The organism is Candidatus Nitronereus thalassa, from assembly GCF_032191465.1.
Taxonomy (GTDB): Bacteria; Nitrospirota; Nitrospiria; order Nitrospirales; family UBA8639; genus Nitronereus; species Nitronereus thalassa.
Map to the genome: position 1 here is coordinate 1,280,984 of NZ_JAQOUE010000001.1, position 12,199 is coordinate 1,293,182.

The following is a 12,199-nucleotide window of genomic DNA, read 5'->3' on the forward strand; positions in this document are numbered from 1 at the left end:
AAAATCCTTCATGCCTAACGTCATGATGTCGAGACCTGGGTATTTTGGTTTGTTCGATCAACTTCCAAATATTCGACACGATTCCGTCCACTATATTTCGCCAAATACATTCCCCCATCCGCCGCTTTCAACAGGCTTTCAATATCGCCTTGCGAGGTACTCGTCCACGTCGTGACCCCTTGACTACAGGTCACGGTCACCGAAAAATCTGAAAACACATACGGACGTTCTCCCATTGCCGCCTTCACACGCGCTGCTTCATTTAAGGCATTGGTCGCATCACTTCCCGGCAAAACGATAAGAAACTCCTCGCCACCATATCTCCCCAATGAATCATAGGGACGTATACAAGATCCCATTCGTCGGCTCGCTTCGATGAGTACCGCATCGCCAACCAGGTGGCCATGGGTATCATTGATTGTCTTAAAATTATCGAGGTCAACCAATATGACACTAATTGGACTCTGCTCCCGTTGAGCCCGAGCCAGTTCTCGATCTAAGTTTTCCAGAATAGCCGCGCGGTTTAAAAGACCCGTTAACGTGTCATGAGTGGCCTGGATACGCAGGGACTCTTGAGCCGCCATTAGCTCAGCTTGAAGTTCCAAAATTCGCCGTCCTGCACGAAGCCGTACTTCCAGTTCCTCCACATTAAATGGTTTCGTGAGGTAATCGTCCGCCCCGGCTTCCATTCCTGCGACAAGATCTGCCGTTTCGCCTCGCGATGTAAGTAATAAAATATAAATGTAGGGTGTGTTTCGATTCGCCCGAACATTCTGGCAAATTTGCAAGCCATCCAAGCCAGGCATCATCCAATCCAAAATGGCCAAACGCGGAGGAGACTCAGATTGCAAAATCTTCCAGGCTTCTTGCCCATCCGTACAGACCGTGACGTTGTACTGCCATTTTTGCAGTTTGGATCTGAGCAAATGGAGCGACACTGGATCATCATCCGCAAGCAGGACATCCATTCAAGTATTCCTTTTCACGCACTGTACGAGTGATCATATATCCAGGAAAGGCACTTGCGGATGGAGGGTGAGCGAACCAACCCCATGGCAAGTTTTGTCTGAGAAAGGAGCCTTCCTGGCCTCTAAGATTCTTTCGGTTGGATAGCAGGAAAACTAAAGGATCTGCGATATTCTCAAGAAACGGCTAAGATTCTGCCTAACGGAGGAAGTTGAGCAGGCTAATTTGAAATTGCCGGTTGAGGGTGAGCAGCGAGGCCTGCAGGTTGAGCTCTAGCGTGGCTAATTGCGAGGAGGCTTCGGCAAAATCCGTATCTTCAATCGCCGAGCGCTCATCCTGGGTGGTGACCGCCAAGAGATCTAACCCTTCCGCGATCCGATCCAGACGATTCACTTTAGACCCAATATCCGCTCGGGCATCCGTCAATTGATCTAAGCCAGTGCTTAAATTGGTAATCACGGCTGCCAGGTCCGAAGGTGAATTCGTCAATAACGCTTGTTCCAGATCTTGTAACGCATCAAAAATATCCACGCTCGGTCCAGAAAACACCTGGCTGCCAACCACATTCGTGGCAATGGTTTTCCCATCTTCGTATTCCACTGCAATACTTCCCGTGTCGCCCTGATAGGTATAATTCGGGCGAACGCGGAACACATCACCTGGCTGTGGAGTCACCGTGCCATCCGTCACCACCGCGGTAATCCCAGCAAACACGATATTAGCCCCAGAGACATACGCGTTCCCGGTCGAGAGCACTTGATTATCGGTCAAGTTCACAATGTCAAAGGCGGTAGTGCTGGTAAATCGAATTTCATAGATATTGGGTTGTAGTGCTGAAGGAGTGGTCACCGACGCAGTAATTGTCGCATCAGAAGGATTATGCGCGGTGATTTGAAATTCATCTCCTCCGAGCGGACCACTGGGATTATCGGTAAGAACGGTTCGTAACCCATCAAAATCAATATTCGCACCAGACGAATAAGTTTGGCTGGCCAAGACGGTGGCACCGGTAGTCAGGTTAATTACATCAAAGGTCGTGGAATCGGAAAAGGAAATCTTGTACTCATTCCCCGTGAGTGAGGCCGCCGTTTGAATGGCCACGGTTGAGGACGTAGTGCCGGTGTTATCGTCATTGGCCGAAATCGTTGGAGTCCGTCCCGTCGCAGAGACCGACGTCGAAAGCGCGTAGGTTTCCGTTTGCGTTTCAAATCCGGAAAACAGATACCGTTCATTGATTTTCGTATTCGCCGCATCTCGCAAGCTCAGCAATAACTGATGCACTTCTTTCGCCACCGCTTGACGTTCTGCGGAAGAACTCGTGTCATTTCGTTGCTGCAGAGCAATTTCTTTTGCCCGCTGTACGATGGATCCAGCGGTTCCAATGGAGTTTTCGGACAAGTTTAATCGCGAGGCGCCTTCATGGACGGCTAGGGATCGTTTCTCAATATTATTGAGCACATTTCGAAACTTCAAAATTTGTTCATACGCAATCGGCTCATCCGAGGGGCGATTGACTTTTTTCCCAGATGACAAGGCTTCGCTGACACGCGCAAACGCCCCTTGCTGATTCTGATATTGTCCCAAAATGAGATTAATCTGTTGTTGTTGAGTGATACGCATGGGTTAAGCTCTTTATCGCAATGCGTGAAGGGTGAGGCATTCGAGCAACACTATACAAGCTCGATTTACCTTCAATCTGATTCACTGGTTCTATGTTCCCAACATGACACATCATGTTACAGGCCAAGACCTAATACGGTTTGAAATAATTCATCAGCGGTTGAAATTAATCTCGCCGAAGCTTCAAACGCCCGTTGAAACTCTAGCAACCGAGTCAGCTCTTCATCGAGGTTTACTCCAGAGACACTTTCTCTCAAAGACGTCACTTGGTCTCTTTCAACTTGCTTCGCTTCACGCTGCAGCCCCGCTAGAAATGTATCGCTGCCCACATCCCCAACGGTGACAGCATGATAATCGTCGATGTTGATACCACCCAATGTGCTTTGACTCGTTGACTGTATCGCCACGAGCGCAATAGCATTGACATTATCTCCAGGAACGCCAAGGGCCGTAGAGGAGGCTGCGACTTTATCCGTATCGGTCAAACTCACTGCCATGTCCGTGGCGGCACCTTTATGCGCGCTCACGAAAAAAATATCGCCGGTTGCCGGGGCACCGCTCCCATTCGTAATCACCACATCCAGTCCATCAAAGGTAATTGTGGCTCCGGAAGTATAGGCCTGAGCGCTGAGCGTTGTTGTGCCATCGGTCACATTGACGACATCGAAGGTGGTCGCATTGGTAAATCGAACTTCATAGTTGTCCATGGTCAATGAAGCCGCAGTGGAAACTGCCGTCGACGTCCCGGCCGCCCCTCCGGTATTCGTATCCTTGGCCAGCGGTGCATCAGGAGTTAATGCAGAGAAAAGGGAGTTGGTCGTGGTGCCGTCGAGACCATACCCAGCTTCATGTTGAATATTAATTTGATTGACCAGTACGGCAGCTAATCTGTCCAAGCGATCTTGATAACCTTGGATGTCAGCATCCCTCACGGCTAACCGGCCAGCCACTTCACCATCATTGATTTTCGAGGTCACCACGAAATCCGTGCCATCAGATCGCCGAACCGCGACATCATTCATGCCAGGATTATCGGCATCCGACACCTGTACAAGGGTATTATTCCGATCCCCGCTCACTAACAGCTGTCCACCAACCATGATGGCCAAACCATTGGGCATCTCGACGGTTTCGATGTTGACTAACTCCGCCATATTGTTCACCAACAAGGCGCGACGATCCCGTAAATCATTGGCGGTTTTTCCACTCGATTCGGCAAAGTGAATTTGTCCATTTAGCTCGGCAATTTGAACCGCGATCGTATTGACCGTGGATAAGTTTTGGCCAATGGCATTATCAATGTCGCGACGAATTTGCGACAACGTACCTTCGGCCAAATTAATCGTATCCACTAACGCCTGCGCTTCATTGATGACCAACGTCCGTTGAGAACTTTCTTCCGGAAATGTGGAAAGATCGCGGAACGCATTAAAGAGCCGATCAACCGCATTGTTGATTCCCCCTGAATCCGTTTCCGTAAACACGGTTTCGACCCGTCGCAGGAGATCACGGCGAATATTCAAACGCCCGAAATCTTGTGTGGTGTCGGTCAACTGGGCTTCGATAAATTGATCCACCACGCGCGTGACATCCGTGACACGAACACCGGTCGAAATAATCCCACCTTGAGGACGACCCGCTTCAAATATGGCTCGCTGACGGGAGAACCCTTCCGTCCCCGCATTGGTGATATTATTCGACGCCGTCGACAAGCCTTGCTGATTAGCTAGAATGCCGGTCCGCCCGATTTCAAATATATTGGTGATCCCAGCCATAATTCGATACCGTTACCCAAGAACACTTAACGACGAGGTGACGGAGGGCATTCGCATTTCGCCCGACCCTTCATACGTCGGATCCTGATTCCCACCGCCATGTATTAAACGCAAGGCTTCACGCACCATGCCTAATCCACGGTGGGTGAGCTCGGCGTTTTGACGACCTTGGTCAGCAACCCGACGCGCAACCTTGACGACCTCTCGAAATTCGGCGGCCGCCTGACCTCCCCAGGGAGGTTGTGCCTGTGTGAGGAGTGGGAGCCAATCCAACGGAGTGTGAATTGTTTGCGACCCTAATAATGCCTCAAACAACGTCACACGACGTGTATCCAGATCACGTAAATCCGACAATACGATTTTTTTATGTTCCGCTAATTCCAGTAAAGGGTCAGACGCCATCCGACGCAAGGCATCATGTTCTTGTGTCAAGAGCGTGAAGAGATGATGGTAGGTGGTACGTTCCGCGCGAAGAGTTCCTAGGAGATCATCCCATAATGCTGTGGAATTCATTGAACCTCTTCATTCACAAGGTGAGCCACGTAAACTACCGATTAGGCAACGGCATTTAAGACCGTTTCCCGGATGACTCCGGCGGCAATACGAACACCGTCGACATGATGTTCTCCAGCCTCAAGGGCTTTTTGAATCGACGCCACGTAGTCCACCCGGATATCCGGTAACGCATGAATTTGGTTGATCACCGACTCCTGTTCTTTTATGGCCGAAGAAAAAACCACCGTATCCCCGGATTGACCGGTGGATTGGGAAGGGACATCCCCTGGGCGTTTATCCCCAGCTTGAGGTCGCCGAATCCCAAACAATGCCTGGTTGAGATCACTGACCGGATCTGATCCTGATATAGCCATTTGAGTATCCTCCTTACCGTTATTATCGGTTATTCACCGTTATAACTTGAGAAGGATGATTGTAGATCTGAATTTTTGCCATATCACTAGGGATGGTGCGGCCAGAAGGAAGCCCTTGGCCCAAGTGGAGACAGGGGAATCCGACACCTATTACGCCACCTTTTCTTCCTGGCTAAGAATCACTTCCTCTTCTCGTAATTTCGACTCAATGTATTGGGCAAGACCTATTCCTCCGACTTTGGCTGATTCTTTTCCAATGGCTTCATCATAAAATGATTGAAACGTTTCACCCATTCGGTTTTGGGTGAGGGTGCTCTTGGGCACAGTCTCTCTCATCACCTTCATCATGAAGGCAAGGAAGTACGCTTCAAAATCTTCACTGGCTTTTTTGATGTCGCCTTGCTGAATGGTCTTTTTAATGGCCTCGACGCGCCCATCAGACACGGCATGGTCGGCTGACTGCGCCACAAGCGCCCCTACGTCAGAAATCATTGACAAAACCTCCTGGCATGAACTGTTACTAATCGCTGGTTTCTAGTGCTGGAAAAATTGTTCCCGTTTTTGAGCAACTAGCGTAGAGCAACCAACAACGGGTTTTTTAAATCATTTCCAAATCCGCTTGAAGTGCGCCTGCAGCTTTTGCCGCAGTCAACACCGCCACCAGGTCACGAGGGGTAACCCCCACCGAATTCAACGCTTTCACTAAATCACCCAGAGTTACCGAACCATCGACCTGAATGACTCGGCCATCTTCTTCCTCAATATTCGTATCAACCTCCGGAGTCACCACGGTTTCCCCTCCAAAGCTGGCCGGTCCTGGTTGCGATACATTCAAAGTCGTCTTGATTTTGATTGTCAGATTTCCATGGGAAACTGCCATGCTGGATAATCGTACATGCTGTCCCATGACAATCGTGCCGGTTCGTTCATTGACAATGACCTTTGCGCGCACATCCACTTTCACATCCAGGCCCTCAACCGCGGCAATCAACTGAACAATTTTTCCTTTATAGGCATCCGGCACCGTCACGACCACTTGTCCGGAACTCACGGGCGTCGCCAACCCCTCCCCCAAATGGGTATTGACCACTTCAGCTAATCGAAGCGAGGTGGTAAAATCGGCTTGTTGCAACGATAAGGAAAAGGAATCCCATTCTTCAATTTTTAAATCCACGGCTTTTTCAACAATCGCCCCGCTCGGGACAATTCCCCCGGACTGTTGATTCTTCACCACAGAATTTCCCCCATCCCCGCCTTCAAACCCGGAAGTCGAAATAGGCCCTTGGGCCACAGCAAACACTTCTTGGTTTGGTGCCTTCAAGGGTGTCATCAACAACGTTCCGCCTTTTAAACTTTTGGCATTGGCCAAGGACGACACCTGAACGTCCAACCGAGTTCCAGGTCTCGCAAAAGGAGGTAGTTTTGCCGTCACCATCACCGATGCGGTATTACGCGTCAGCAATTGAATGGGGTCGACTTTCAAATTAATGCCCATCGTATTCAACATGGAAATAATCGCTTGCGCGGTGAATTGTCCACCAACCACTGAATCACCGGTTCGGTCTAATCCAACGACCAAGCCATAGCCGATCAATTGGTTGTCTCGAACGCCCTCAACGGCAGCAATATCTTTGATTCGGGCGGCCTCCGTGGCATTCCATCCATCCCCTGCTAAAAGAGCTAAGATGACTGAAACGGCCAACGCACTGAATTGCCGGATTTTTTTCACCAACCTCCACCTCATTATTTCAATAACTTGTTACTAGGCTTTAGAAAAAAAGAGTCCGATCATTACAATGGAAGAATCCAGTCAATGATTCGGACTCCCCAACCTGGGCGTTGGACATCATCCACCACTCCCAAGCCCGAATACTCAATTTGAGCATCTGCGATAGAAGAGGACAGCACGGTATTTGTCGTATCTAAATCAATTCGGCGCACAATACCGGAAATAATCATGGTTTGTTTTTCGCTGTTCACGGTGACTTCCCGACGACCTTTGATCCGCATATCCCCATTGGGCAACACTTCCACCACCCGAGCCGCTATGGTCCCAGTGAGGGTATCCTCACGACTGGTGGACCCCTTTCCCTCAAATTCATTTTTCGAACTGGCATTGAGCGCCACCCCATCGACTAAAGCCGAGGCCAAATCATTCAATCCGAGAAACGAGCCACCAAGACTGCCATCGTAAGAAGAGTCGCGATCGGCTGTGGTATCCGCACTTTTGGAACCTTTATGGTCCTCCACAATTTTCACGACCACGATATCCCCGACACGACTGGCTCGTAAATCTTCGAACATGTACGCGCGCCCATTCCCATCCTGCCACAAGGACCCCACCGTACTAGGAGGGCTCATCATTGGCAGATCCGGCATCTTTTGTTCCTTTGCCTCTTCCTTGAGTATGGGAAGGGGTTGAGCACAAGCCGTGGCCAACACCACCATCAACGCAGGAGCGACCGAACGAAACACGGCACGAATGGATTTGAGCACTAGGTTCAAAACAAAACCTCGACTAATCCTGAATTTACAACCTTCCCCAAGACTTCTCGACCCGATTGCTGATTTTCAACGGCAATGGTTTTTCCTGGCTCTCCTGAGTCTTTAGCAATTCCCACAGCCTGGACGAGCAAGGCACCCTGTCGAACTTCCAGAACGACTCGATCACCTTTATGAATGACCGGCGGAGAGGTTAAATACGGTTTTTGAATGGGAAGGTTGGGGGAAAGAAGCCGCATGGTTTTTTTCCCTATCGCCATATCTACATCATCCAAATACTCATGCTGAAGTGCCGGCAAGGCCACATCCATCATATTAATGTCTTCGGGTTTCACCACCTCATGCGCCTTAATAAAACGAACTGGCACGACCACCTTGGTGTGTGCGGAGATGTCGGCCACGAGATTCACCATCTGTTCATACTGGGAATCTACGTGGATCGCTCCTCGAATCGATCGCCGCCCGGTTCTCCCGTTCATGGTATCCGGAGGGATTTCAATTCCGACTCGCCCTTTGGGCACGAGAATCGGTTGTTTGGGAAAAAGAATATCGACCGAAAAGTCCACATTATTCATGGGAAATTGTTCACGAAGCTGCTGTTCCAATGTGGACTGAAGTTGTTTCGGAGTCACCTCTTGAGTAGGAGGCACGTTAGTGGCAACTTGAATTGGCGGTCGCACCTCACTCCACGTTACCAACGGGAGAGCAAAGACCAATACCATCAGCACTCCTGATTTCAACCAATCCATGTATCCTCCATCTTTCGTTTGACTCATGCTCTTGACACCTCACCAGTCAATCAGAGGCCAAAGACTATCGCTTGATGTTATTGACGACCTGCAACATATCATCCGCAGCCTGGATTGCTTTCGCATTAATTTCATAACTGCGTTGCGCAATGATCATATTGACCATCTCGTCGGCAATATTGACATTGGATGTTTCGAGAAACCCTTGTCGAATCAAACCAAACCCTGTCGTAAACCCTGGACTTCCAGCCTGGGCCGGGCCGGATGCAGTACTGTCGATAAACAAATTTCCTCCCTGGGCAATTAACCCTGAGGGATTATCAAATCGTACCAACTGAATTTGCCCCACTTGAGTGGATTGAGACACGCCTGGAAGAAGGACAGATACCGTTCCATCTTGACCAATATCAATTTGCAATGCCCCAGAGGGAATGGTGATGTTTGGGATTAAATTATCCCCATCACCCGTAACCACATTACCGGTATTGTCGATCTTGAAAGACCCAGCCCGGGTATACATGGTCGTTCCATCTGGACGTTGCACTTGGAAAAACCCTTGCCCTTCGATCGCGACATCCAATGAATTATCCGTGCGTCGCAAATTCCCCTGGAGGTATTCCTTGGCCACCGTGATAGGACGCACCCCAGCACCCACCTGAATTCCCACGGGGAACACCCCAACATTTGAGGCACTTGAACCCGGCAGACGTTGGATCTGGTATAACAGATCTGCAAATTCCGCGCGGCTTCTCTTGAAACCATTGGTATTCACGTTGGCCAAATTGTGAGCAATCGTATCAATATTAAGCTGTTGAGCCTCCATGCCCGTTGATGCCGTATGCATTGCACGAATCATGCATTACCCCCTTGCCCAGAATAAACTCGTTGAGCCGCCTTCATTTGTATCCTGCCAAACTTCTAGATGCTGTCGTGAAACGAAAAGGGCAACATTCCATTATTCAATGCTTTCTATTTTTCCCTTCACAACTATTCTCTGCTCTTATTGAACATTGGCGGACCGAATCATCCGTTCGGTCATTTCATCCATCGATTGGATGGCCTTTTGCATTTGCTCATACGCACGCGTCACTTTGATCATATTCACCAATTCCATACTGGGATTCACATTCGCCTGCTCCAGACTCGCTTGAAACACTTCCACGTTTGTGGCCTCGGTCACCTGATTGGGGACTTGCCAATACCGATCACCGACTTTCACCGCCACGGTCGTAGGAGGCAAACTTTCAATCCGCAACTTCCCAACTTGACGCCCTTCCACATTCACAATTCCTTTTCGATCAATATTCATAGTGCCGGCAGGCACCTTAATTGGACCATTCTCTCCTAAAACTGGGTCATCGAGTTGGGTAGCCAACTCCCCCTTGGAATTGATTTTGAGCTGCCCGCCTCGGAAATGCCGAAGGCCATCCACGGTCGATACCACCAGATATCCATCGCCTTGAAGCCCAACATCCATATCATGTCCAGTAAATTTCAGCGTACCTTGACTCGTATCCGGACGGACAGTCGCGACTTGAGGAAAGAGGTCAAAACCGGCGACGGGTTGGCCAACAGAACGAGCTAAAATAGTTCCAAACACCGAGTCATCTTTCTTAAAGCCCGTCGTATGAATGTTTCCAAGATTATGGGCGAGCAATTCTAATTGACGTTCTTGAGTAATGGCCCCGGCCACTACTGGATAAATTCCTCGATTCATCGCACAGACCTCCAAACTTAAATCATCTTGGTCAAGAAGTAGCAACGGCCATGCCAAAATTTTTATTTTCCTTTGGAATCTTTCCTCTCCTCACATTTTGACTAGCTTGCCAAAGGCGGACATCGCCTATTGGTGTTTCACAGAACATCGCTTTGAGGCATAGGAACGTTGAAAGAATAGGGCCAACTACGGCGAGTTTCCTAAAAATTCAAAGGCATTTTTTCATCCGTGCCTTGTCTGTGCGGTTTTTCTAAGAAAAGAGGGAGGGATTGGGAGGGTGAGCTCAGATAGGCATGGGATTCTAGGCAGAAGCTGCCCTCTGCCAGGTTTTTGCCTAGAGAAGATCCAACACACAAGGGCATTAGAAAAATGAAAAGGATAAAGCTCGAGGTAAGGGTGCCAAAAAGCAATTTAAAATAGGGAAGACATTTGATCCGATTCAGGAATAGCGGTTTCCCGCAAAATCACAATTTCTACACGTCGGTTGGCTGAACGCCCTTCCGAAGTTTCATTGGATTCCAAAGGCCGTTCGCCACCAAACCCGGTGGCCGAAAACCGTTCAGGAGATAGTTGGTGCTGATTAATGAAATATCGTACCAATGCGGCAGATCTAGCGGCAGACAATTCCCAGTTCGAGGGAAATTGTGCGCTGCGGATGGGAATGGTATCGGTATGTCCCTCTACGCTAATCAGATTGGGCAAATTTTTCACCAGCGCGGCAAGGAGATCCAAGATCTCTCGAACCTCACGCTTTAGCTCAACACTTCCACTATCAAACGCCACTTCGTCTTTAATTTTTATAGAGATTCCGCGTGCGGTATTTTGAACCGACACATCGGCACTCCCATGATCGAGGGATTCCAAGGCATTCGCAACTTGAATATAGACTTGAAAATCATCAGGTCGCTTCTGAATATCTTTTTCCATCGCCGGTCGGGATTGTTCAAGTGGAAGTTCCACCACCGACATTTGGCCCAGAGGCTTCTGATTCGTAAAGGCGGAAACCATGGATTCACTGAGCACCCGATATTTCCCTTCGTTTACTGACGAGACCGAGTACATAACGACAAAAAAGGCAAAGAGCAGAGTAATGAAGTCGGCATAGGATACCAGCCACCGCTCGTGGTTTTCATGTTCTTCGTGTTTTTTCTTTTTGGACATATACGGAGAGCTCGATCTGAATGGGTTGCCAGAGAACGATCATTTATTCCGGGACCGAACGTTCGCTTTCTGGAAGATATCCACTTAGTTTTTCTTCAATCATTCGCGGATTCTCCCCCTGAGCCAAAGAGACCAACCCTTCAATCGTCATTGCACGAGCCGTTACAAGTTCTTTCACCTTCATTTTGATTTTCCCTCCCATAGGAAGAAAAAACAGGTTGGCCAGACCCACGCCATAGACGGTGGCAACGAAGGCCACGGCGATACCACCCCCCAACTTCGAAGGATCAGCCAAATTTTCCATGACGTGAATCAACCCAAGCACCGCGCCAATAATCCCGACCGTCGGGGCATACCCGCCAAACCCATCAAAAACTTTTCCAGCATTGGCGAATTCTTCTTCAAACATTTCCACTTCGACTTCCAAAATTTCACGAATTTTCGGTGGCTCGGTGCCATCCACCACCATCTGAAGCCCTTTTTTTAATAAGGGATCTTCCAATGTTTTAATTTTTCCTTCAAGCGCCAACAACCCCTGTTTTCGGCTGAGATTGGATAATTCGACCAATTGAGCAATCAACCCCTTGGAATCCACATGGGGATTGACAAACACCATGCTGATGGACTTTAAGGCTTTCATGAACACGGGCATAGGGAATTGGAGCATCACGGCGCCCAACGTCCCACCGGCCACGATAATAAACGCCGTGAGCTGCAAAATCGAACTCAGATGGCCGCCTTCCAGATGCTGCCCCACCACAATGGAGCCTAAGGCCAAAATTATTCCAAGAATAGAGAGAATATCCATCGTAATACCACTACATCAAAAATAAAATTCGG

The 12,199-nt window shown here is 49.0% G+C and carries 13 protein-coding genes; all 13 read right to left on the reverse strand.

The features are described 5' to 3' along the window. Positions 1–20 precede the first annotated feature (20 nt). Positions 21–968: a GGDEF domain-containing response regulator gene (locus PPG34_RS05820; RefSeq protein ID WP_313832208.1), complete on the reverse strand. Its 948-nt coding sequence runs from the start codon at positions 966–968 to the stop codon at positions 21–23. A gap of 196 nt (positions 969–1,164) precedes the next feature. After that, the gene (locus PPG34_RS05825; RefSeq protein WP_313832209.1) at positions 1,165–2,586 is read right to left on the reverse strand and encodes a flagellin N-terminal helical domain-containing protein; all 1,422 of its coding nucleotides are present in this window, start codon (positions 2,584–2,586) and stop codon (positions 1,165–1,167) included. A 116-nt stretch (positions 2,587–2,702) separates the two neighbouring features. Beyond that, positions 2,703–4,361 carry a flagellar hook-associated protein FlgK gene (gene flgK, locus PPG34_RS05830; RefSeq protein WP_313832210.1) on the reverse strand — a complete coding sequence of 553 codons (1,659 nt, stop codon included), beginning with the start codon at positions 4,359–4,361 and terminating at the stop codon, positions 2,703–2,705. A 12-nt stretch (positions 4,362–4,373) separates the two neighbouring features. Further along, a complete protein-coding gene (locus PPG34_RS05835) occupies positions 4,374–4,874 on the reverse strand; it encodes a flagellar protein FlgN (RefSeq protein ID WP_313832211.1) in 501 nt (166 codons plus the stop codon). A 41-nt stretch (positions 4,875–4,915) separates the two neighbouring features. Then, positions 4,916–5,230 (reverse strand): flagellar biosynthesis anti-sigma factor FlgM, encoded by a 315-nt coding sequence (locus tag PPG34_RS05840; RefSeq protein ID WP_313832212.1) that lies wholly within the window; start codon positions 5,228–5,230, stop codon positions 4,916–4,918. Positions 5,231–5,380: 150 nt separating this feature from the next. Beyond that, a complete protein-coding gene (locus PPG34_RS05845; protein ID WP_313832213.1) occupies positions 5,381–5,722 on the reverse strand; it encodes a rod-binding protein in 342 nt (113 codons plus the stop codon). Positions 5,723–5,828: 106 nt separating this feature from the next. Beyond that, complete coding sequence (locus PPG34_RS05850; RefSeq protein WP_420888062.1) at positions 5,829–6,974, reverse strand: flagellar basal body P-ring protein FlgI; 1,146 nt, start codon at positions 6,972–6,974, stop codon at positions 5,829–5,831. A 47-nt stretch (positions 6,975–7,021) separates the two neighbouring features. Further along, entirely contained in the window at positions 7,022–7,726 is a 705-nt protein-coding gene (locus PPG34_RS05855) for a flagellar basal body L-ring protein FlgH (RefSeq protein ID WP_313834270.1), read from the reverse strand. Between the two features lie 5 nt (positions 7,727–7,731). Continuing rightward, a complete protein-coding gene (gene flgA / locus PPG34_RS05860; protein ID WP_313832215.1) occupies positions 7,732–8,508 on the reverse strand; it encodes a flagellar basal body P-ring formation chaperone FlgA in 777 nt (258 codons plus the stop codon). A gap of 37 nt (positions 8,509–8,545) precedes the next feature. Further along, entirely contained in the window at positions 8,546–9,337 is a 792-nt protein-coding gene (flgG, locus tag PPG34_RS05865) for a flagellar basal-body rod protein FlgG (protein WP_313832216.1), read from the reverse strand. A 144-nt stretch (positions 9,338–9,481) separates the two neighbouring features. Beyond that, positions 9,482–10,198 (reverse strand): flagellar hook-basal body protein, encoded by a 717-nt coding sequence (locus PPG34_RS05870; RefSeq protein ID WP_313832217.1) that lies wholly within the window; start codon positions 10,196–10,198, stop codon positions 9,482–9,484. A gap of 411 nt (positions 10,199–10,609) precedes the next feature. Then, positions 10,610–11,359 (reverse strand): flagellar motor protein MotB, encoded by a 750-nt coding sequence (locus tag PPG34_RS05875; protein WP_313832218.1) that lies wholly within the window; start codon positions 11,357–11,359, stop codon positions 10,610–10,612. 43 nt (positions 11,360–11,402) lie between these two features. Beyond that, the gene (locus PPG34_RS05880; protein ID WP_313832219.1) at positions 11,403–12,167 is read right to left on the reverse strand and encodes a flagellar motor protein; all 765 of its coding nucleotides are present in this window, start codon (positions 12,165–12,167) and stop codon (positions 11,403–11,405) included. Positions 12,168–12,199: the final 32 nt, after the last annotated feature.